At 69.0% G+C, this 20,068-nt stretch carries 21 protein-coding genes; 10 read left to right on the plus strand and 11 right to left on the minus strand.

What is annotated here, in order from left to right:
- Positions 1-113: 113 nt before the first annotated feature.
- The 5 genes from UK23_RS05785 to UK23_RS05805 form a co-directional block, all read right to left on the minus strand.
- Positions 114-545, minus strand: coding sequence for a DUF6319 family protein (locus tag UK23_RS05785; RefSeq protein ID WP_045310325.1), 432 nt, complete (start codon positions 543-545; stop codon positions 114-116).
- A 92-nt stretch (positions 546-637) separates the two neighbouring features.
- Complete coding sequence (locus UK23_RS05790) at positions 638-859, minus strand: hypothetical protein (RefSeq protein WP_231114391.1); 222 nt, start codon at positions 857-859, stop codon at positions 638-640.
- Positions 856-2,013: a S8 family peptidase gene (locus tag UK23_RS05795; RefSeq protein ID WP_045310326.1), complete on the minus strand. Its 1,158-nt coding sequence runs from the start codon at positions 2,011-2,013 to the stop codon at positions 856-858. Before UK23_RS05795 ends, UK23_RS05790 begins: the two co-directional genes overlap by 4 nt.
- A gap of 58 nt (positions 2,014-2,071) precedes the next feature.
- Positions 2,072-3,223, minus strand: a complete 1,152-nt coding sequence (locus tag UK23_RS05800; RefSeq protein ID WP_045310327.1) for a cation:proton antiporter — start codon at positions 3,221-3,223, stop codon at positions 2,072-2,074.
- Positions 3,224-3,249: 26 nt separating this feature from the next.
- Positions 3,250-3,723, minus strand: coding sequence for a cation:proton antiporter regulatory subunit (locus tag UK23_RS05805; RefSeq protein ID WP_045310328.1), 474 nt, complete (start codon positions 3,721-3,723; stop codon positions 3,250-3,252).
- 18 nt (positions 3,724-3,741) lie between these two features.
- Here UK23_RS05805 and UK23_RS05810 point away from each other — a divergent pair, with 18 nt between their 5' ends.
- The 5 genes from UK23_RS05810 (at position 3,742) to aroH (ending at position 7,387) form a co-directional block, all read left to right on the plus strand.
- Positions 3,742-4,857: a DUF1015 family protein gene (locus UK23_RS05810; RefSeq protein WP_045310329.1), complete on the plus strand. Its 1,116-nt coding sequence runs from the start codon at positions 3,742-3,744 to the stop codon at positions 4,855-4,857.
- A gap of 49 nt (positions 4,858-4,906) precedes the next feature.
- Positions 4,907-5,866 (plus strand): hypothetical protein, encoded by a 960-nt coding sequence (locus UK23_RS05815; RefSeq protein ID WP_231114392.1) that lies wholly within the window; start codon positions 4,907-4,909, stop codon positions 5,864-5,866.
- Positions 5,866-6,612 (plus strand): ATP-binding protein, encoded by a 747-nt coding sequence (locus UK23_RS05820; RefSeq protein ID WP_045310330.1) that lies wholly within the window; start codon positions 5,866-5,868, stop codon positions 6,610-6,612. The genes UK23_RS05815 and UK23_RS05820 overlap by 1 nt, the downstream gene beginning before the upstream one ends.
- A 10-nt stretch (positions 6,613-6,622) precedes the next feature.
- Positions 6,623-6,943: an STAS domain-containing protein gene (locus UK23_RS05825; protein ID WP_045310331.1), complete on the plus strand. Its 321-nt coding sequence runs from the start codon at positions 6,623-6,625 to the stop codon at positions 6,941-6,943.
- 81 nt (positions 6,944-7,024) lie between these two features.
- Positions 7,025-7,387, plus strand: a complete 363-nt coding sequence (aroH, locus tag UK23_RS05830) for a chorismate mutase (protein WP_045310332.1) — start codon at positions 7,025-7,027, stop codon at positions 7,385-7,387.
- Positions 7,388-7,390: 3 nt separating this feature from the next.
- On the opposite strand, the gene UK23_RS05835 is transcribed toward aroH, so the two are convergent.
- Genes UK23_RS05835 through UK23_RS05845 form a run of 3 tightly spaced genes read right to left on the minus strand, consistent with a single transcriptional unit; the run spans position 7,391 to position 11,936 of the window.
- The gene (locus UK23_RS05835) at positions 7,391-8,758 is read right to left on the minus strand and encodes a hypothetical protein (RefSeq protein ID WP_045310333.1); all 1,368 of its coding nucleotides are present in this window, start codon (positions 8,756-8,758) and stop codon (positions 7,391-7,393) included.
- Positions 8,755-10,908, minus strand: a complete 2,154-nt coding sequence (locus UK23_RS48285; protein ID WP_052684388.1) for a hypothetical protein — start codon at positions 10,906-10,908, stop codon at positions 8,755-8,757. Before UK23_RS48285 ends, UK23_RS05835 begins: the two co-directional genes overlap by 4 nt.
- On the minus strand, positions 10,905-11,936 hold the full coding sequence (locus UK23_RS05845) for a 5'-methylthioadenosine/S-adenosylhomocysteine nucleosidase (protein WP_045310334.1): 1,032 nt from the start codon (positions 11,934-11,936) through the stop codon (positions 10,905-10,907). Before UK23_RS05845 ends, UK23_RS48285 begins: the two co-directional genes overlap by 4 nt.
- A 94-nt stretch (positions 11,937-12,030) precedes the next feature.
- Here UK23_RS05845 and UK23_RS05850 point away from each other — a divergent pair, with 94 nt between their 5' ends.
- From UK23_RS05850 to der, 5 genes are all read left to right on the plus strand, one after another.
- On the plus strand, positions 12,031-12,753 hold the full coding sequence (locus UK23_RS05850; RefSeq protein WP_045310335.1) for an NUDIX hydrolase: 723 nt from the start codon (positions 12,031-12,033) through the stop codon (positions 12,751-12,753).
- A complete protein-coding gene (locus UK23_RS05855; protein WP_052684389.1) occupies positions 12,750-13,640 on the plus strand; it encodes a hypothetical protein in 891 nt (296 codons plus the stop codon). Before UK23_RS05850 ends, UK23_RS05855 begins: the two co-directional genes overlap by 4 nt.
- A 93-nt stretch (positions 13,641-13,733) precedes the next feature.
- Positions 13,734-14,420, plus strand: coding sequence for a (d)CMP kinase (gene cmk, locus UK23_RS05860; RefSeq protein WP_045310395.1), 687 nt, complete (start codon positions 13,734-13,736; stop codon positions 14,418-14,420).
- Complete coding sequence (locus UK23_RS05865) at positions 14,417-15,049, plus strand: lysophospholipid acyltransferase family protein (protein ID WP_045310336.1); 633 nt, start codon at positions 14,417-14,419, stop codon at positions 15,047-15,049. Before cmk ends, UK23_RS05865 begins: the two co-directional genes overlap by 4 nt.
- On the plus strand, positions 15,046-16,464 hold the full coding sequence (gene der / locus UK23_RS05870) for a ribosome biogenesis GTPase Der (protein ID WP_045310337.1): 1,419 nt from the start codon (positions 15,046-15,048) through the stop codon (positions 16,462-16,464). Before UK23_RS05865 ends, der begins: the two co-directional genes overlap by 4 nt.
- Before the next feature lie 3 nt (positions 16,465-16,467).
- On the opposite strand, the gene UK23_RS05875 is transcribed toward der, so the two are convergent.
- The 3 genes from UK23_RS05875 to UK23_RS05885 are packed head-to-tail and all read right to left on the minus strand — an operon-like array spanning position 16,468 to position 20,068.
- Positions 16,468-17,646, minus strand: a complete 1,179-nt coding sequence (locus UK23_RS05875) for an aminotransferase class I/II-fold pyridoxal phosphate-dependent enzyme (protein ID WP_045310338.1) — start codon at positions 17,644-17,646, stop codon at positions 16,468-16,470.
- Positions 17,643-19,004: an AMP-binding protein gene (locus UK23_RS05880; RefSeq protein ID WP_052684390.1), complete on the minus strand. Its 1,362-nt coding sequence runs from the start codon at positions 19,002-19,004 to the stop codon at positions 17,643-17,645. Before UK23_RS05880 ends, UK23_RS05875 begins: the two co-directional genes overlap by 4 nt.
- The gene (locus tag UK23_RS05885) at positions 19,001-20,068 is read right to left on the minus strand and encodes an acyl-CoA dehydrogenase family protein (RefSeq protein ID WP_045310339.1); all 1,068 of its coding nucleotides are present in this window, start codon (positions 20,066-20,068) and stop codon (positions 19,001-19,003) included. The genes UK23_RS05880 and UK23_RS05885 overlap by 4 nt, the downstream gene beginning before the upstream one ends.

The raw sequence follows: 20,068 nt of genomic DNA on the forward strand, positions 1-20,068 counted from the left end.
CAGAGTCCTGCAAGTACTGCCAACTCGCGGTTGGTGGTACTTGCAGACGCCGTTCCAGCACGGCAAAAGGGGCGGTCCGCACTCGGCGGGCCGCCCCTTTTGCCGTGCTGGTGTTACTCGGAGAGCTCGGCCAGCTGCGCCTTCACCTTGGCGAGCTCGGCCTCGAGCTCCTCCATGCGGGTGCGGTGCTGGTCGCGGGCCGCCTCCAGGACGCCCTCGATGCCCTCTGCGATGTCCTCGTGCAGTTCCTTGGCTGCCTTGGCCACGGCGATCGCCGGGATCACCAGGCCCGACACGACGCGCTGCGTGCCGTGGACCAGGTCGGCCTGCCATTCGCCCTCGGCGGTGCCCGTGACCGTGAGGGTGAGCTCCACGGTGCGGGTCTTCTTCGCCGTGCTCTTGGCGCGGGCGGCGGGCTTCGGCTTCTCGGCCTTGGGAGCCGGAGCCTCTACCGGCTTCGCAGCCTCGGCCTCGGGGGCCGGCGCGGGGGTTTCCTCCACGACGGTCTCCTCGACTGCCTCGACCTCGGTGAGCGTGTCCGACACGATCAGGTTCCTCTCTCCGCAACGACGTGACCCGCCGCACATGCTAGAACACTTGTTCGATCAGGCGGCAATGGGGTCGACGGAGAGCCTAGCTAGTACGGCGGGAGCTGCACGCGCCACTGTCGTTCTACGTCGATGACGCCTGGCACGGACTGCAGTGCGGGGATCGAGCGGACCTCGACCGTGCCGGTCACCACGCCCAGGGCCTCCAGGACCGTGTCGACGACCAGGCCGGCCTCCCGCAGGTCGTCCAGGACCTTCGGGAGGCTGCCTTCGGTCACGGAGACCATCACCTGGTCCACCGAAGTGGTCATGGCGCCTGGACTAGCCCACCGCCGACGTCGGTGGACGGGAGGGGCAGGCGCAGGGCGGTGAGGGCCAGGCGGGCCCAGAGTTCGAAGCCTCGGGCGCCCGTCTTCTCGGCGATCAGGACTGCCACGCCCGCCGCGTGCGGGGTGGCCATGGAGGTGCCGCGCAGGCGGGCGTACTTCTCCGGGAGCTTGAAGGAGGAGTAGACGTCCACGCCGGGGCCCGCCACGTCGATCTGGCCGATCTTGTCGACCGTGCCGGAGGAGAAGAACGCGATGGCGCGGTTCACGTCGATCGCCGCCACGGCGATGATGGACGGGCAACGGGCCGGGTGGCCCACCGGGGCGACCTTCGCCGGGCGGCTGGAGGCGTTGCCCGCCGCCGCGACGATGAGCGTGCCCTTGGCCATGGCGCGCTGGGCGACGGTCTCGTAGATCTGTGAATAGGGAGTGCCGGGGGAGACGTCGGCGCCCAGGGACATCGAGATGACCGCGACGCCGTTGGAGACCGCCCAGTCGATGCCCGCGAGGATGCCGCCGTCGGAGCCGGAGCCCGCGTTGGACAGGACCTTGCCCGCGAAGATCTCGGCCTCGTAGGCGATGCCGTAGCCGGGCGCCGTGGCGGGCTTGCGCGGGCCCGCGGAGGTGCCGATGCAGTGCGTGCCGTGGCCGTGGCCGTCCTGGACGTCCTCTCCCGTGATGAACGACTTCGTGGTGATGGTGCGGCCGGCGAAGTCCGGGTGGTTCTTCTCGAAGCCGGTGTCCAGCACGGCGATCTTCACGCCCTTGCCGGTGGCCGTGCTGATGTCGGCGCCCACGGCCTGCAGGCCCCAGGTCAGCACGGACTCGTCGGCCTCGGCGGATGGTTCTTCTTCCTCCCGTGCGGCGTCGAAGAGGTGCACGACGCGTTCCGGTTCGACGATCTGGACCGGGCCGGGGCGCTCGGCGGCGCCGTTCAGCTCGGTCAGGAGGTTCGGGTCCGCGGACACCACCGCGACGCCCAGTTCCGGGAACACCTGGACGGTGTCCGGGTCGAGGTCGCCGCTGTTCGGGTCGAACCCGGCGATCGCGCCGAGCTCGGCCACCCCCTCATCGATGGCGTCTTCCTGCAGCAGCACCAGGAAACGGCCGGTGAACTCCTCTTCCACGGGATCGGTCATGACGTTCGCCCCACTCTCGTAGCTCTCACTAGAGAGTCGTCACTTCGGGGCTCTTGTTTCAGGCCAATTGGCGTCTGCGCTGAAAGAATTCCCCGATTGGCTCAACGTACTTGGCCGCGATCGGCCCCAGGACGGCCATCAGCAGCACGTAGGCGGTCGCCAGGGCGGCCAGCCGCTCGTCCACCTGACCAGACGCCACGGCCAGGCCCGCGATGACGATGGAGAACTCGCCGCGCGCCACGAGAGCCGCGCCCGCCCGCATGCGGCCCAGCTTGCCGATGCCCTGCCGTCTGGCGGCCCACCAGCCCGTGATGACCTTGGTGACGGTCGTGATGGCGGCGAGGGCCAGTGCGATTCCAAGAACAGGTGGAATCGACTTCGGGTGGGTGTTGAGGCCGAAGACGACGAAGAACATCGCGGCGAACAGGTCCCGGAGCGGTTCGAGCAGGCGGGTGGCGTTCTCGGCCGTCGAGCCGGAGATCGCGATGCCGAGCAGGAACGCGCCGACCGCCGCCGACACCTGCAACTGTGAGGCGACGCCGGCGACGAGCAGCGCTGAGCCGAGCAGCTTGAGCAGGAAGACCTCGTGGTCCGGACTGTCCACAATGGCCGAGATGAACCGGCCGTACTTGAGCGCCACCACCAGGACCACCGTGATGGCGAGCAGCGAGATGCCGACCGACGTGAGCCCGCCGAGGAAGCTCACGCCCGACAGAACCGCGGTGAGCACAGGCAGGTAGACGGCCATCGCGAGGTCTTCGAACACGAGCACGGACAGCACGACCGGCGTCTCGCGGTTACCGAGGCGACCCAGGTCGCCGAGCACCTTCGCGACGATGCCGGACGACGAGATGTAGGTGACGCCGGCCATCGCCAGCGCCGCGATCGGGCCCCAGCCCAGCAGCAACGCCGCGATCGCGCCCGGCGCGGAGTTGAGGACGAGGTCGAGCACGCCCGCCATCCACGAGCGCTTCAGACCCGTGGTGAGCTCGGACGCCGAGTACTCCAGGCCGAGGAGCAGGAGCAGCAGCACCACGCCGATCTCGCTGGCGATGTGCGTGAACTCGTCGATTCCGTGTAACGGCACGAAACCGCCGGAGCCGAACGCGAGACCGCCGATCAGGTAGAGAGGGATCGGCGAGATGCCGATCCGGCGGGCGACGCGACCCAGAAGACCAAGACCGAAGAACACGCCACCCAGTTGGATCATGGCGAGAGTTGTCTCGTGCACTGTGCTTAACCGCCGTGGAGGATCTGCGCGGCGGCGTCGAGGCCGTCCACGGTGCCGACGACGACAGCGAGGTCGCCGTTCTCGAAGAGGAAGTCGGGGCCGGGTGACGGATGCGCGTTGCCCGAGCGCACGACGGCCACGATGGACACACCGGTCCTCGTGCGCAGAGCGGTCTCGCCCAGGGAGTGGTTCGCGAACGCGGTGACCGGCAGCTGACGCGTGGTGATGCCCGCGATGTCGCGGTGCTCCTCGCGCAGGTGGGCGACGAGCTGCGGCGCGCCGAGCAGGCCCGCGAGCGTGCTCGCCTCTTCCGGTGAGAGGGGTATCGAGGCGGCGCAGGAGTCGGGATCGCTCGCTTTGGAGAGGATCAGCTCGAACCGGCCGTCCCGGTAGGTGATCACGCCGACGCGGCGTCCGGCGCGGATCATGAAGTCCTGGCGCGTTCCGATACCCGGAAGGGGCGTGATCTCTACGTTCACACAGATCATGATACTGGGATGACTCTGCGAGTACGCCCAGTGCGACGAGGGTGGGTGGTGCGCGACCGCGTGCCCGGCCCGGACGTCGACGAGTTCGCCGAACCCGGACAGGTCATCGGCGCGCTCGCGAGAGCCCCGCACGGCACGTTGCTGGCCGTGCAGCACCCTCACCGCACGCCGGCCGCGCTGGCCGCGGGGGTGGGGCTGCTCGACGCGCTGCCTCACGCGAGGGCCGAGCTCGCGGCGTTGATCCGGCGGGCGTACCGCGAGGTGACGGACGTGGTCGCGCCGTACCGGGTGGACGGACCGGACGGCACGGCGTGCGGGTTGTTGTGCCTCGTCGACCCGGACGCGATTTCGCACACCGAGGACGTCTATCCGGACGTGGTCGCCGAACGTGGTCAGGTGCTGGCTTCGTTGGGGTGTGCGACGAGTGCGGCCATGCTCATTCCGATCACTGGATTGAATTCCTTTGGGCGCGACGGGCTGACGTCGCTGGTGCTCGGCATGACGGACGAACCCGCTGTGTCGCTTGTGGACTCCGGTGGGCGCAGGCACTGGGTGTGGCTCGTGGGGCCGGGTTCGTTGCAGGACGCGTTCCTCGAGGCCGCCGGTGCGCATCCGCTGCTCGTGGCGGACGGGAACCACCGGGTGGCGGCGGCGCGGTCGGCAGGGCTGTCCGGGTTGCTGGCGCTGGTGACGTCCGGGCCGGGGCTGCGGGTCGGGCCGATCCACCGCGCCATCGTCGGCACCGGGTTGGGTGCGTCCGATCTGGTGACGGCGTGGGAACGGGTCGGGCTGACGGTGTCATCGTTGCCATACGTGGTCGAGCCGGAGCCCGGTGTGGTCGTGGTGCGGTGCGCTGACGAGGTGTTGCGGGTCGAACTTCCTGCGGGACAAGGGATCGACCACGCCGTGGTGGAGTCGTTGCTGCTGGACGCGGCACTCGGGCTGGACCCCGAAAGTCCTTGTGTGCGGCCCGTTGTGGACGCTTCGGTGGAGGCCGAAGCGGTGCTGCTGATCGCGCCGGTACCGCTCGCGGAAGTGCTGGCAGGCACCAAAATGCCGCGCAAGAGCACGTATTTCACGCCGAAGCCGCGCAGTGGGCTGCTGTTGGCCGACCTGCAACCGTAGGGCCCTGCCCGGCCGATTCCTTCGGCCCTGTTGAGCGATCAACGGCGCGATGAGACTTCAGCTCATGCTCGATGACGGGTCACCCTCGTTGCCGCCGCCACATTCCAAGATCGGACTTGTGCACGTCAGGCATCTGAGGGCGATGACGGCGGCGTTGCGCGCGGTCGACTACCGCTACGGCGGAGGGTCGTGCCGCACCCAGGTGCAGGCCCTGTTGTCGTGGTGTGACAAGGCGTTCGCGCACTCGGCCAGTGCCGCGGTACGCCGCGATTTCAGCAATGCCATCGCGGAACTGCACGCCCTCGCGGGCTGGACCGCCTTCGACGCCGGGCTCGGTGGGTCCGCGCACCGCCACTTCCATCTCGCCCTGAACTTCGCCCAGGACGGTGATCTGGTGGCGAACACCCGCTATCGGATGGGGCGGGTCCACCTGCACCACGGTGGACCCGCCGAGGCGCTCGGCATGTTCCGGCTGGCCGGACTCGTCGCGAACAGTCATCACACGAACGCGATCCTGGCCGCGAACCAGGCCTGGTGCTACGCGGAGTTGGGGCAGCGAGTGCCCGCGCTGGCGATGCTGGGCCGTGCGCACGACGAGTTCGCACGCGCGGATGTGGACGGTGCGGCGCCGTGGGCGGCGTTCTTCGACGTGCACGACCTCGCGGGCATCACGGGTGCTGTGTACACGACGCTCGGACGGACGGTGGACGGAAGTTTCGCGCGGCCGGCCATCACGTCGTTGGGGCAGGCTGTGCAGGGATATCGCGACGACATGGCGCGCAGCAGGGCGTTCGCTCTCATCGCGTTGTCGCTCAACCATCTCGTGGAGGGAGATGCGGACGAGGCGGCGGCGGTCGCGGCACTGGCCGTCATGCAGTCCGGGGATGTTCTGTCGGCACGGATGCGCAAGAAGCTGGAGCCGTTGCACGAGGAAGCGGACAGACGTCGCGCTACGAGACTGAGGGAGCTGATCACGCCGTTGCTGGCGGCTCCGTTGTATGCCGCGTGATGAGCGCGCAGTCCCGGTGGTTTCCGGCGGTTCCGGGGTCGTTGCCGGAGATCCGGGCCTTCGTGCGCGATCTCGCCGGTGAGTCGGGGCTGAACGGGGACGACGCGCGCGATGTGCTGCTGGCGGTGTCCGAGGCGGCGGACAACGCGGTGCAACGCGGCGGGGCGTCCATCGTCGGGGTGACGTGGGAGCCGCGTGATCACGCGGTGTTGCTGACCATCGAGGACGACGGGGTGTTCGACCTCGAAGCCGGGTCCTCTGCCCGGCCGCTGGGGCTGCGGCTGCTGTTCGGCATCGCCGACGAGGTGCAGGTGCGGCCCGGCAAACCCACCTGGCCCGGAACGGTCGTGCGAGCGCTCGTCCGGGTCTGGTCACGTGCGGGCGTCCCGGACCTGCCCGCGCCATCGGGACGCCCGCGCGTGCTGCTCGTGGACGGCGACAGGTTCTCCGGCCAGTCGCTGGCCGCGTTCCTGCACGCCGAGGGCTACGACGTGACGCTCGTGGCCTCCGTCGCCGCCGCGGAGTCGGTGCTGGAGAGTCCTCCGGCACTGGCGATCGTGGACCTGCTGACGTCTCATGGTGAGGGGACGCGGTTCGCAGCCGTCGCACGGACGTTCGGAGTGCCGGTTGTAGCCGTTTCGGCGATCGAGCCGGCCACTCACGTTGCCGATGCTTACTTACCGAAACCGGCGCATCCACTGCGCGTGCTCGCGGCGGTGCGCGACCTGCTGTCTCCCGACTCTTGAGGCACACACGATGGAATCCGAACCAGTCCTGCTGGAGGTGCGTCGCCGCGGCGCGGTGGTGACGCTGCTCGGCGAGGTCGACCTGAACACCAGCGATCTGCTGCGGTCAGAGCTCGCTCTGGCCTGCGCGTTCGGGGACGGTCTGGGTGATGTCGTGATCGACTTCACCGACCTGACGTTCATCGGGTCGACCGGGCTGCACGTGCTGATCGAGACCGCGACCGGACTGAGGGAGCGCCGGCTGGTGCTGCTCGGCGGAGGGTGGGCCGTGTACGTCGTGAACCTGCTCGGTCTCACCCTGCAGTATCCCAACATCGTGGTCGACACGTGATGCTTCCCGGTCCTATGAGGACGATTGGGGGGCAGTCAGTGGTCCGCGCACCCGCGGCTTCATCGCGCTAGGGTCGGTTGCATGGCGGTACGAGCGATCAGGGGTGCCACGCAGATCGACGCGGACTCGCGCGACCTGGTGCTGGAAGCGACGGCGGAGCTGGTGCGAGAGGTGCTCTCGCGCAACAGCCTGACAGCCGAGGACCTGATCAGCGTCGTGCTCACCGCCACACCCGACCTGACGTCCGAGTTCCCCGCCTACGCGGCACGCCAGGCGGGGCTTTCGGACGTGCCGCTGCTGTCGGCCACGGAGATCGCGGTGCCCGGTGCGATGCCGCGCGTGATCAGGCTGCTCGCGCACGTGGAGACGGACCTGCCGCGGTCGTCGGTGAAGCACGTCTACCTGCGCGGGGCGGCGGCGCTCAGGACCGATCTCAACCACTGACGCTCAGCTCAGCAGGTGTTGTTCCGGCCCGGTGAGCGTGATCCCGACCCGCGCCGCCACCCCGTGACTGAGCACCGTCACCTCACCCGGCACCGGCGACAGCTCGTCCAGCCACCCGCTGAACACACCCCGCAGCAACGCCTGCTGAGGAGTGGACAGCTCACCCACGACCACGAGATCGGCCACGTCGAGCAACGGCACGTGCTCCGGCCCGAGCGGATCGGCCACCACCAGCACCGCGTGGTGCGACCCCGAAATGCCCTCGAAGGAAGGCAGGGCGGAGGGACGGTCGACGACCAGCAGATGCGGTTGCCGTGGCGTGCCCGAGGCCAGGGCCGGCGGGCCGGGCGCGGCGTGACCGAACGGGCCGCGCCACGGGTGCGGACCCTGCACGGTGACCGCGGCGCCGCAGCTCACCGCACGGGCCGCGATCAGGTGGGCCAGGCGGGGACTGCTGACGACGCCGGTCACCGGGCGCTCCTGGAACAGGCGCAGCGGCGCGTGTGTCTGCCGGACCACGTCCCAGCCGAGCACGATCCCCGCGCTGCCGGTCCACGCGGCCGACTGCCCGGCCACAGCCGCGGGTTCGATGTGAGTCCAGGCGCGTTGAGACGGCCAGACCGGCGGCACGCAGACCGGCACGGTGGTGGCGGCGGCGGAGGCGTGGTGGCCGTTCAGGCGGGTCAACGGCACCTGGGCGAGCCACGTCCCGGCGGAGAGCAGCGACTTGGGGTCTGGTGCGCTGAGCTTGAGCACCCGTTCCGCCACGAACTCGCCGCCTGCCCGAGCCAGCCGGACGCCGACGGTGGCCCGCACCGAGGGCAACTGGGTGAGGGCTTCCAGGACAGGTGCCGAAGACCAGGTGAAGCACGCGTGCACACCGGAACCCATGGTGCACGAGTCGAAACCGCGTTCGATCAGCTTTGTCGAGGCCGTGCCGCCGTCCAGCCCGGCGATCAGGGCGACCGCGTCGAGCACCCCGTCCCGATCGAGTTGCACAGCCGTGAACCCGTGCTGCGCCAGTACGTCGCGAGTCCACCCGGAGGCGGTGGCGAGGTCCGGTGAGCTGACCGAGATCCAGGTCCACCTGTTCGCCGCGGACGGTTCGGTGTGCACGACGACCTGCGCGCCCGTCAGCGGCGTGCCGGGCGCCAGCAACGCGGTCAGGGGCGGCAGTCTGACCGGCCACGACAGGACTGCCGGATGTGCTGGAGTCACCGCGAACGTCAGCGACGAGCCGAGGGACTCCAGCGGCACCAAGGCGTTCAGCAGTGCCGCCCGCCGGTCGCCGCCCGCGCCGGCATAAGCCCGGCGGTCGAGCAGCGTGTCGGCGACCGGCAGCCGCTTCACGAGCTTGCGCGGATCGATCACCCGATCTCCTTGCGACGCTGCCAGCCGCTCTCGATCTCGCGCGCGGCCTTCTCGTGGTAATCGTCCCACCAGCGCCGGCGCCGGTCACGCTGCCGCTGGATCCACTCCCTGCCCTCGCGCGCGACGGCCTGGAGGATGTGCAACGCGCTCTGCACACCGGAGGCCGCCTGGGCGATCTCGCGCAGCTTCGTCGTGTCCTCGGAGTCGTCGGTCATGCCCTTGAAGTCCTCGACCAGCACGTCGATCACCTGACCGTCCATGAGGGACAGTCGCAGCGACTGCTGGAAGACGAACTGGTCGCCGTACCGCACGCTGTTGTCCAGCAACGCGATGTGCCTGCGGTTGCCGGCGAACTGGACGCTCACCTCGGCCAGCCGGGCCGAGGCCACCGCGTCGTAGCGGAACGACGTGTCGAGCGGGTCGCGCACGGTGCCGTTGTAGAAGTCCAGCTCGTACTCGGTCTCGTTCACGCCGCCGTCGGTCAGCAGGAAGATCTTGACGTAGTACTTCGAGTAGCGGACCGGCGCCATCCGGTCGCGCGCCCGCAGCGCACCGGGCGCGCCCTCCGTCAGCTCGACGTGGCAGATGATGTCCTTGCTGGACAACTGGGTCCGGCGCATCGCCCGTGACTTGAGGTGCAGCACGTCGTACCGCAGCCAGTAGGCGATCTCGTCGTCCAGCGGGCGGTCGCGCAGCAGGTCGAGCCAGCCCTGGTAGGCCTGCTCCTCCTCGTGCAGCAGCGCGGCGTACTCGGTCCGCAGCTTCGCGCGCACCTGCAGCAGCGACAGCACCTGGATCGCGCCGATGCCGCCGACGATGATCCCTCCGCCGAGCAGGATCGCCGCCCCCGCCGCACCCTGTCCGGCGAGCGACAGGGTGAGCAGCACCACGAGCACGACGCCGATCGGTGCCAGAACCTTGGCGTACCACGGAGTTTTCAGCTCGGTGCGGAAGTCGGTGAGCTTGCCCGCCTCCCAGTCGTCCTTGACCCGGCGGACGTGCCAGCCGATCAGCCAGGTGAGCCCGGCCGGCGTGGTCTTCGTGGGGCCGTAGATCCGGACGAACCAGTCGATCATCGACTCCATCAGGCCCGCGGTGTCACGGTCCCAGTCCGGCCGGTTCGGGTCGTCGTGGCCGTTGTTCTCGTAACGGTTGGTCTTGCGCTTGGGTGGCCGCTCGTCCGCGAACTTCGCGTGGACCTGCCACGTGATGTCCTCGATCTTCCCCACCGCGACGCCGCGGGGCGGGCCGTCGTGCCTGCCGAGGAAACGGGCCTCGCGCACGCCGCGGCGCAGGTCGAAGGACTTCGCCTGGATGCGGAACCAGACGAACAGGAAACCGCCGCCCAGTACCAGGAGCAGCGAGATCCACAGCGCCGCGACGGACTCGACGGGCGTTGGCCCGGTGGCGAACCCGATCACCTCCACCAGGCCCCACAACGCGGCGAGCCCGCCCAGCACGAACATCGCCCAGTTCCGGAAGTCGATCTTCTGCTTCGACGGCTCGGCGAGCAGCGGCGGGGCCGGGTCGGGCTGGAAGTACAGCCACACCCGGTTCTCCCGGCGGTTGTCCATCCGGCGGCGCGAGGCGATGGCCGCGATCGAGGCGTCGAGCTCGTCCTGCACCGCGCCGTCGAGGATCATGTCGAGGTGCCGGGCGATCTCGTCCTGGCGCGCCTCCGGGAGGTCGCGGAAGTCCGCGGCCGCACCGTCGAGCTCGGCATCGCTCGGCTCGGCCGCGCGGTCCTGCCGTTCGATGTAGGTCATCAGGCGCTCGATCACCTGCAGCGCCTCGCGGTAGCCGCCCGGTTCCTCCGGCTGCACGGAGGCCGCCGACAACGCCGAGACGATCTTGTTGAACTCACGCGGCGGCAGCTCGTTCAGCGTGCGGTCGCTCAGGATCGTGAGCACGAAGTAGTAGTAGAAGCGCGCGGACACCAGGCCTGCCTGCCGCACCTGTTCGAGCAGGCCCTCCGCCTCGCGCGGCTGGCCGCCCCGCAGGTAGGTGAGCGCGTTCTCGAACTTCGTCTCGGGCGGTTCGCCGGTGTTGTTGTTGTAGATGGACGTTTTGTGGATTACGCCGTTGTTGACGCCGACCTGCGTCTCGACGTCGCCCTCGTTGTTCATGGTGGTGCTGTGCGGCGGGGTCATAAAGAGTCCACAATGGAGTCGAGCACCGGGCGCACGGCGGGGATCCCGCCGAGCAGCGCCTTGATGCGGCGGAGGTCGAGCGGTCCGGTGGTGTTGCGGGCTTCGTCGAGGGCCACCATGGCGGCCGTGAACAGGTCCTGGTCGAGCTGGTCGGCCTGATGCGCGCGCACTACGACCGTTGTCAGGTCGTTCAATCGCTCGCGGGCTTGATTCTGTGACACGTTGATCGTGCCGTTGTTCGTACCGACCTGGTTGCCGACGCTGCCGTAGTTGTTGAAGACCGTGTCACCCACGGGTTGTGCCTTTCCCTTGCTGCGGCGGGATTCCGTCCGAGGTGTACTCAGTGCTCCGGCGAGCGCGACGGCGAACTTCGCGGCGTTGGCGGCCGCGATCGGTTGCCAGCCCTGCCGATCTGAGGCGTCCTTGCCGTCGACGAGATCGCTGATGCCGCGCACGGTGACCGTCGGGGTCGCCATGTTCAGGTGTGCGGCATTGGCGACACCGGCGCTCTCCATCTCGACCGCGACGGCGTCGTCGTAGTGGCGGTTGATCTGCCTGGCGAGCGGCGCGCTGGTCGAGTTGAGCACCACCTCGCCGGCCGCGATCGGCTGGAATTCCACGCGAGGGCCGGAAAACGACCGGGCGACGTGCCGGGCGAGCTGCTCCACGTGGTGCTGGAGCTCCCAGGCACGCGGCCGCGCCCGGAACTCCTCCGCGGTCTCCCGCCCGCCGTGGTAGCCGTAGACGCGCGTGGCGACCACGACGTCACCGAGCTCCAGCCAGGTGGCCAGCCCGCCGGCGACGCCGACGAACATGACGACGTCCGGTTCGAACTCGGTGATCGCGCGCTCGGTGAGGGTGGCGGCGCCGGTGTTGCCCATGCCGGTCAGTGCGAGGGCGACCTCGCAGCCGCCCGCGTGGCCGATCTCGAACAACGTGCCGGACGCGTGGTGGTGAGTGGTGATGCCGGACAGGTGCGCGCGCACTGCGGCGTACTCCACTTCGAGCGCGGTGAGCATCACGATCATGGGCGGGCTCCGCTCGTTTGGATCCGAGTGCGAAGAAGGTAGCCGACGGTACGAGTTTCCGTCAATCTGACGGATAGTGGGTTAGTCTCGGAGGATGACCGAGGAGGAGTGGACGATCCCGGACGTGGCCGTGGCCGTTGATCTCGCAGTGCTCACCGTCCGCGCGGAGCAGCTGCAGATCCTGCTGGTGGAGCGCGGGATAGAGCCGTTCCGGGGAGCGCTGGCGCTGCCGGGTGGCTTCCTCGCGTCGGCGCGCGAGGACATCGACGGCGCGGCGGTCAGGGAGCTCGCGGAGGAGACCGGTTTAGCCGCTGAGGATCTTCATCTCGAACAGCTGCGCACCTACGGCACCCCGGACCGCGATCCCCGCCGCCGCGTGATCACGGTCTGCTACCTGGCCGTGGTGCCGAACCTGCCCGTGCCGCGGGCGGGTGGCGACGCGGACGTAGCGCGGTGGGTGCCGGTCGCGGAGGCTTTGGATGGTCCGCTCGCGTTCGACCACTCGCGGATCATCTCGGACGCGGTGGAACGGGCGCGCGGCAAGCTCGAATACACGACGTTGGCCACCGCGTTCTGCCCGGCCGAGTTCACCGTCACGGAGCTGCGGCGGGTGTACGAGATCGTGTGGGGTGAGCAGCTCGAACCGCGCAACTTCCACCGGAAGGTGACCGGGGCGGACGGGTTCCTGGTGCCGACGGGGGAGAAGACGCTGCGGCAGGGAGGCCGTCCGGCGGAGCTGTACCGGCGCGGGCCCGCGTCCTTGTTGCACCCGGCGCTGCTGCGTTCTCGGGCATCTTCTTTGGAGGTGACCGCGTGATCGTCGTGCTGACGGCGACAGAGGCCGCGTACGGCGCAGTGCGCGCGCTGCTGCCGGATTTGGAGCTGCACTCGGGTCCGGCGGGCACGTTGTTCGAGGTGTCCGGTTCGGTCGCGCTGGGGCTGACGGGCACGGGGAACCACGCCGTCGCGGCGGTGACCGAGCGGGCGATCACGGAGTTCGCCCCTGCCGCCGTGTTCTTCGTGGGCGAGGCGGGCCCGTTGCGGTCGTGGCTGGAGCCGGGCGACGTGGTCGTCGCGACCCGGATCTACGCCTACGAGGGCGGCCGGGAGGACGCGTCGGGGTTCCAGGCCCGGCCGCGTGCCTGGGAGGCGCCGCACCGCCTCGAACAGCTGGCCCGGCACGTCGCCAGGTCGTTCACCGGCGCACGGGTGCAGTTCCAGCCGATCGCGGCGGGGGAGGTCCTGCTCGCGCCCGGCGCGGCACTCGAGAGTCGACTGCATACTGTCTACAACGACGCCGTGGCCGTCGACATGGAGAGCGCGGGCCTGGCCGGCGCGGGTCACCTGCACGACGCGACGCCCACTCTTGTGGTGCGAGGCATCGGCACCGCTGATCCGGCAGCGGCGTTCGCACTCGCGGTGGTCGCCGCGCTGCCGTCGTCGGATGGCCGTACCGGCCAGATCCACAACGTCGTGTCGGGCGACGTCAACGGCGTGGTGCTGCAGACCGGGGCGGTGCACGGGGACGTGATCGTGCACCGGGAACACGACGACTTCGCGGCGGCGGTGACGGCGGCGGCGCGGTCCGGAGTGGTGGACGAGGTCACGTACGCGCGGGTGATGATGGCGTTGCACGACCCCCGGCCGCGGCAGGTCCTGCGGGAGTTGCTGGCCGATCATCCGGAGCTGCTGGGGCTGCTCTGACTCCCGCTGCCGGTGTGAGCGTCCGCACCAGGCACAATGTGGGTCGTGGGCGTCTCGGAGGGAGCTGTGGTGGGCCAGGGTCAGTTGCGCGGTGTGGTGGCACTCGACGGACCGTCCGGCACCGGCAAGTCCACCGTCGCGAAGCGCCTCGCGATGGCGCTGGACGCGCGCTACCTCGACACCGGCTCGATGTACCGGGCGATCACGGTGGCGGTGCTGCGGGCCGGGGTCGACCCGACGGACGAGGCCGCGGTCGTCGCCGTGGCCGATGGCGCGAAGCTCGTCGTGGGCATCGATCCCGCGAAGCCCGGGATCACGCTGGACGGCGACGACGTGTCGGTCGAGATCCGCGGGCCCGAGGTGACGCTGGCCGTGTCGCCGGTGTCGGCCACCGCGCACGTGCGGGAGCTGCTCGTGGCGCAGCAGCGGGCGATCATCGCGGACGCCGTGGACCACGTCGGGGGCATCGTCGTCGAGGGACGGGACATCGGCACGGTCGTGTCGCCGGACGCGCCGCTGAAGGTGTACCTGACGGCTTCCGAGGACGCGCGGGCCTCGCGGCGGACCAAGCAGGACAACGCGGCCGGCCGTGCGTCCACTTTGGACGCCGTGCTGAAGGACGTGCAGCGGCGCGACAACTACGACTCGTCGCGCGCGGTGTCGCCGTTGAAGGCCGCTTCGGACGCGGTCGTGCTCGACAACACCGAGCTCGATCTCGCCGGGACCATCGGCGCGCTGCTCGACCTCGTGGAACGGCGCGGGCTGAGGGTGACCGGGTGAGCGTTCCCTCCGGGAGTCTGGGGTGGCTCTTCGACTTCGGACGCTGGATCGCGCGCGTGCCGTACGCGTGGCAGTTCCGGATTCGGGTGCACGGCCGCGACCGCGTACCCTTGAGCGGCGGCGTGGTCGTCGTCGCCAACCACAGCTCGATGGCTGATGGACCGATCCTGTTCGGTGTCGTGCCCCGGCGCGTGACGTTTCTGATCAAGCAGGAGATGTTCAAAGGCCTCGTGGGCTACCTGCTTCTCAAGATCGGACAGATCCCCGTCAAGCGGGGAGAAGCCGATCGCACTGCGCTGACCAGCGCGTTGGCCGTGCTCAAGGCCGGTGGCGTGATCGGGATCTTTCCCGAGGGCACGCGCGGCGAGGGCGACGTGGCCTCGGCGCAGAACGGCGCGGCGTGGCTGGCGCGGGTCGGCGGCGCGGTGGTGCTGCCGGTCGCGTGCCGCGGGACTTTCGAGGCCAAGGGCTGGCGGCCCGAGGTCGACGTGCTGATAGGTGAGCCGTTCCACCTTCCCGAGGGGAAGGGGAAGGCCGCACTCGGCGTTGCCACCGAGCAGGTGCGCGACCGCCTGGCGACACTGGTCGCCGAACTAGATGGACTTCGTGTGAGTGAGGGAAGACGATGACGGACCTGGACGGCACCTGGGAGGACGAGGCCGACTGGTCAGCCTTCGACGACCTTTCGGAGGACGGCGAGGAGGCCGCGCCGCCACAACCGGTGCTCGCGGTGGTCGGGCGGCCGAACGTCGGCAAGTCCACGCTGGTCAACCGCATCATCGGCCGTCGTGAGGCCGTGGTGCAGGACGTGCCTGGCGTGACGCGTGACCGAGTCGCGTACGACGCGCTGTGGAACGGCCGCAAGTTCACCGTGGTCGACACGGGCGGCTGGGAGCCGGACGCGCAGGGTCTGCAGGCCTCTGTGGCCGCGCAGGCCGAGCTCGCGATGGCGACCGCGGACGTGATCCTCGTGGTCGTGGACGCGACAGTCGGCGCGACGACCACCGAGGAGGCCGTCGCGAAGGTGCTGCGCCGGTCGAAGAAGCCGGTGATCCTGTGCGCGTCCAAGGTGGACGACGACCGCCTGATGGCCGACATCGCGTCGCTGTGGTCGCTGGGTCTCGGCGAGCCGTACCCGGTGTCCGGTCTGCACGGCCGCGGCTCGGGTGACCTGCTCGACACGATCCTGGCGAAGCTGCCGGAGACCCCGCGCGACGACTTCCGCGGCGGTGCCGGTGGCCCGCGGCGAGTGGCGTTGGTGGGCAAGCCCAACGTGGGCAAGTCGTCGCTGCTGAACCGCCTGACCGGCGAGAACCGCTCGGTCGTCGACTCGGTCGCCGGCACGACCGTTGACCCGGTCGACTCGCTGGTCGAGCTGGACGGCGAGATCTGGCGCTTCGTCGACACCGCGGGCCTGCGCAAGCGGGTGAAGTTCGAGAGCGGCGCCGAGTACTACGCCTCGCTGCGCACCAAGTCCGCGATCGAGACCGCCGAGGTCGCGGTCGTGCTGCTGGACGCGCACGAGCCGTTGTCCGAGCAGGACCTGCGCGTGCTGACGATGGTCGTCGAGTCGGGCCGCGCGTGCGTGCTCGCGTTCAACAAGTGGGACCTGGTCGACGAGGACCGCCGCAACGAGATGGTCCGCGAGCTCGAACGCGGCCTCGTGCGCGTGCCGTGGGCCGACAAGGTCAACATCTCGGCCCTGACCGGCCGCGCCGTCCACAAGCTGGCGCCCGCCTTGCGCACCGCGTTGAACTCGTGGGACACCCGCGTGCCGACCGGTCGCCTGAACCAGTGGCTGTCGGACCTGATCGCCGCGACGCCGCCGCCGGTGCGTGGTGGCAAGCAGCCGAAGGTGCTGTTCGCGACGCAGGCCTCGACCCGGCCGCCGACGTTCGTGCTGTTCACGACCGGGTTCCTGGAGGCGTCGTACCGGCGGTTCATCGAGCGCAGGCTGCGTGAGGAGTTCGGGTTCGAGGGCAGCCCGGTCCGGATCTCCGTGCGCGTGCGCGAGAAGAAGAAGGCCGGTTCGGGCAAGAAGTAGTTCCTACAGCGAGAACTTGTTCTTCGCTTCGGTGAGGCGTTCGACCAGCAGCGCGCATTCGTTCTGAGTGTGCGTGCTGGTCACGCCGATGCGCAGCCTGCCTTCCCCGGCCGGCACGTGCGGGTGGACGAACGTGCCGACGAAGATGCCGTGGTCCATCAGCCAGTTCGAGACGGCCACGGTCTTGTGCTCGTCGCCGATCTGCACCGGGACGATGTGGCTGGTCGTGCGCATCAGGTTCAGTCCGGCGCCGGTCAGGCCGTCGATGATGTGCTTGACGTTGTCGTCGAGCTGTTTCCTCAGCTGCGCGCCTTGTTCGGTGATCAGCTCGAGCGACGCGAGGCTGGCTGCCGCGACGCCGGGGGCGCTGCCGCGTGAGCTGGTGTAGCTCGGGGCGAGGTAGCGCAGCTGCCGTTCGGTTTCCTGGTTCGTGAGCACGAAACCGCCGACGCTGCCGAGTGCCTTGCTCATCGTGCCCACCAGGGCGTCGATCTTGTCCAGCACGCCGAAGTGGTCGGCCACGCCCAGGCCGTTCGGTCCGATCGCGCCGAACGAGTGTGCTTCGTCGACGACGACCTGTGCGTTGTGTTCTTGGGCCAGCTCGGTGATCTCCTTCAGTGGTGCGAAGTCTCCGTCGGCGCTGTAGAGGCCGTCGACCAGGATGACCCTCCGGCGCTTGTCCTTCTCCTTGCGCAGCAGCGTTTCCAGCTTCTTCACGTTGTTGTGCGGGAAGGTCCTGAGCTCGGCGCCGGACAGCCAGCTGCCCATGTAGATCGAGATGTGGGCGGTGCGGTCGCAGAGGATGACGTCCTCGTCGCCTGCCATCGTGGAGATCACCGCTTGGTTCGCAGCCATGCCGGACGGGAAGAGGATCGCGGATTCCTTGCCGGACAACGTGGTGAGCGTTCGTTCGATGCCGTCGTGGAGCCTGGTGCGGCCGCAGAGCAGTTGTGCGCCGTACGTGTTCGTGCCGAATTCACGGATCGCGTCGATGGCGGCTTGCTTGAGGGTCGGATGCTGGGAGAGGCCGAGGTAGTCGCAGGAGCCGAACATGAGCAGGTCACCGTGCTTGGCGGTGGTGACGTGGTGGTCGCGGTTGGTCTCGATCACCGGGAAGAACGGTGAGACGCCCTCGTCCTCCCACTCGTCGTACAGGGCGGTCGACTTGCCGAAGAACGTCACTGGGTCCCCCTGGAGAGTGCGTTGCGGTCGGTCTTGCCGTTCGCCGTGCGCGGTAGTTCGTCGACCACGGCGAGCGAATCGATGATCATGTAGCTGGGCAGGCGTTCGGCGCAGTGCCGCTTCAGGCCGATGAGACCCGGGCGTTCGTCGTTGCGGGGCACCACTGTTGCGTGCAGCTTCGCTTCGAGGCCGGTGCCTTTGACGGTGACTGCCACGGCGCTCACCTGCGGGTGGCCGGCCAGTGCGGTCTCGATTTCGCCGAGTTCGACCCGGTGGCCGCGGATTTTGATCATCGCGTCCTTGCGGCCGGTGTATTCGAGGACGCCGTTCGTTCGTCTGCCGAGGTCGCCGGTGCGGTGTGGACCCTGTTGCGGTTGCTCTCCCCAGTAGCCGAGCATCACCGTCGGGCCGGTGACGACGATCTCGTTGTTGTGGAGCTCTACTTCGTTGCCACAGCTGGGAGTTCCGATGGGCAGCGGGCGGCTCGGGTCGACGTCGTGCACCTCGTGCGACGTGCAGACGTTCGTCTCCGTCGGGCCGTACCAGTTGAACAGCCTGGTGTTCGGCCATGCTTTGCGGAGTTCGAGCACCTGGTCCGGCGGGAACGGTTCGCCGGCGAAGATGCAGACGCGCAGGGTGTTGTCGCGGTTGAGCAGGCCTTGGCGCATCATCAGCAGCAGTGCGGATGGCACGGAGTACCAGACCGTGATGCCGCGCGTGGTGAGGAAGTCGGTGAGCTCGGCCGGGCGGTAGGCGAGGTCGCTCGGGACGAGGTCGACCGCGGCGCCCGCGTGGAAGGCGCCGTAGAGGTCGAACACGCTCAGGTCGAAGTTGAACGGGGCGTGGTTGCTGAGCCGATCGGCTTGGTGCAGCCCGGTTTCCTGGGCCGCCCAGGTGACGAACGCCTGCGCGTTGCGGTGGCTGATGCAGACGCCCTTGGGTTCGCCCGTTGATCCGGACGTGTAGAGGACGTAGGCGGGGTCGTCCGGGTGCGGGCTGTGGATTTCTGGTTGTCTGTTTGCTGTTGGTGCGGTGTGCGGGGCGGTGACGACCAGTTTCGGTTGTGCGCTCTTGATGATCTTTTCGACGCGTGCGGGTGGGTTGCTCGGTGCGACCGGGACGTAGATCGCGCCGACTCTGAGGGCGGCTTGCATGAGTGCGATGGTGTCCGCGCTCTTCTCGGCGTGGATGACGATGCGGTCGCCTTTGGTGATGCCTTGGGCTTGTAGGCCTGCGGCGATGCGGTTCGCGCGTTCGTCTAGCTCGTAGTAGGTGGTTGTCGTTGCGCCGTCGTGGATCGCGGGTGCGTTTGGCGTGCGTTGGGCGGCTTGGGTTACGAGACGGTGCAGTGCGGTCACAGGCCCAGCTCCAGTGCTGCGAGCTGGCGTTGGACGTCCGAGGTGCCGGAGAAGATCAGGCCGCCGACGGCGTCCCTGAGGTGCTCCTCGATGCCTTCGTCCGTCTGGTAGCCGCGGCCGCCGAAGAGTTCGATGGCGTCCAACGCGTTCTGGACTGCCGTTTGCGAGACGGCGAGCTTGGACAGGGCGGCGGGCAGCACCGCGTCTTCGTTCGTGTCGATGGCCCAGCACGCCTTGTAGAGCAGCAGACGGGCGCTTTCCAGCCGCAGCTTCATGTCCACGATGCGGTTGCTGACGGACTGGAATTCCTTGATGCGCCTGCCGAACTGCTTGCGCTGCTTGACGTGCTTGAGACAGCGTTCGAGCAGCCGGTCCTGGACGCCGAGGTAGATCGCGAAGAGGCACGCGCGTTCCCACAGCATGCCGTGCTGGAAGACGACGCTTCCGTTGCCCAGCACGGCTTCTTCTGGAATCGCGCAGTCGCGGAACTCGACGGTGCCGGCCGCGCAGCCGTTCATGCCGAGCTTGCTGAACGGTTCGCTTTTCATCACACCGGGTGTGTCCGCGTCGACCACGAAACCGGTGGTGCCGAGGTGACCCTTCGCGGGGTCCGTGACGGCGTAGGTGACGATGATGTCGGCGGTAGGTCCGTTGCTGACGAAGCTCTTCACGCCGTTGAGCACGTATCCGCGGTCCTTGGGCGTGGCCGTGGTCTTCAACGCGCTGATGTCGGAGCCCGCGTCCGGTTCGGTCATGGCGTTGGCGCCGATGAGCGTGCCGTCGCACATTCGGGGCAGCTTCTTCTTCTGGCTGTCGCTGCCGAACTCGGCGATGGGCAGCGCGGTGGCGAACAGGTGCGCGCCGGCCGCGAAGATCAGCCCGGTGTTCTTGCAGCCGTACCCGGCGGCTTCGAACACGAGCGCCGTGTCGAGTGCGCCGAGGCCCAGCCCGCCGTGTTCTTCCGGAATCGCGGCGCCGAGCACGCCGAGTTCGCCGAGCCGTTGCCAGTCGTATTCACCGGCGTCGCGAATTGTCTGGTACCGGTCTTTGGTGCCGAACTCCAT

The organism is Lentzea aerocolonigenes, assembly GCF_000955955.1.
GTDB lineage: Bacteria > Actinomycetota > Actinomycetes > Mycobacteriales > Pseudonocardiaceae > Lentzea > Lentzea aerocolonigenes_A.

What these genes read in the sequence shown, in the direction of transcription:
- UK23_RS05825 (WP_045310331.1), top strand. Translation starts at nt 6,623, where the DNA reads ATGGAATCCGAACCAGTCCTGCTGGAGGTGCGTCGCCGCGGCGCGGTG.
- UK23_RS05810 (WP_045310329.1), top strand. Translation starts at nt 3,742, where the DNA reads ATGACTCTGCGAGTACGCCCAGTGCGACGAGGGTGGGTGGTGCGCGAC.
- UK23_RS05820 (WP_045310330.1), top strand. Translation starts at nt 5,866, where the DNA reads ATGAGCGCGCAGTCCCGGTGGTTTCCGGCGGTTCCGGGGTCGTTGCCG.
- UK23_RS05885 (WP_045310339.1), bottom strand. Translation starts at nt 20,068, where the DNA reads ATGGAGTTCGGCACCAAAGACCGGTACCAGACAATTCGCGACGCCGGT.
- UK23_RS05795 (WP_045310326.1), bottom strand. Translation starts at nt 2,013, where the DNA reads ATGACCGATCCCGTGGAAGAGGAGTTCACCGGCCGTTTCCTGGTGCTG.
- UK23_RS05815 (WP_231114392.1), top strand. Translation starts at nt 4,907, where the DNA reads ATGAGACTTCAGCTCATGCTCGATGACGGGTCACCCTCGTTGCCGCCG.
- UK23_RS05845 (WP_045310334.1), bottom strand. Translation starts at nt 11,936, where the DNA reads ATGATCGTGATGCTCACCGCGCTCGAAGTGGAGTACGCCGCAGTGCGC.
- der (WP_045310337.1), top strand. Translation starts at nt 15,046, where the DNA reads ATGACGGACCTGGACGGCACCTGGGAGGACGAGGCCGACTGGTCAGCC.
- aroH (WP_045310332.1), top strand. Translation starts at nt 7,025, where the DNA reads ATGGCGGTACGAGCGATCAGGGGTGCCACGCAGATCGACGCGGACTCG.
- UK23_RS05790 (WP_231114391.1), bottom strand. Translation starts at nt 859, where the DNA reads ATGACCACTTCGGTGGACCAGGTGATGGTCTCCGTGACCGAAGGCAGC.
- UK23_RS05800 (WP_045310327.1), bottom strand. Translation starts at nt 3,223, where the DNA reads ATGATCCAACTGGGTGGCGTGTTCTTCGGTCTTGGTCTTCTGGGTCGC.
- UK23_RS48285 (WP_052684388.1), bottom strand. Translation starts at nt 10,908, where the DNA reads ATGACCCCGCCGCACAGCACCACCATGAACAACGAGGGCGACGTCGAG.
- UK23_RS05850 (WP_045310335.1), top strand. Translation starts at nt 12,031, where the DNA reads ATGACCGAGGAGGAGTGGACGATCCCGGACGTGGCCGTGGCCGTTGAT.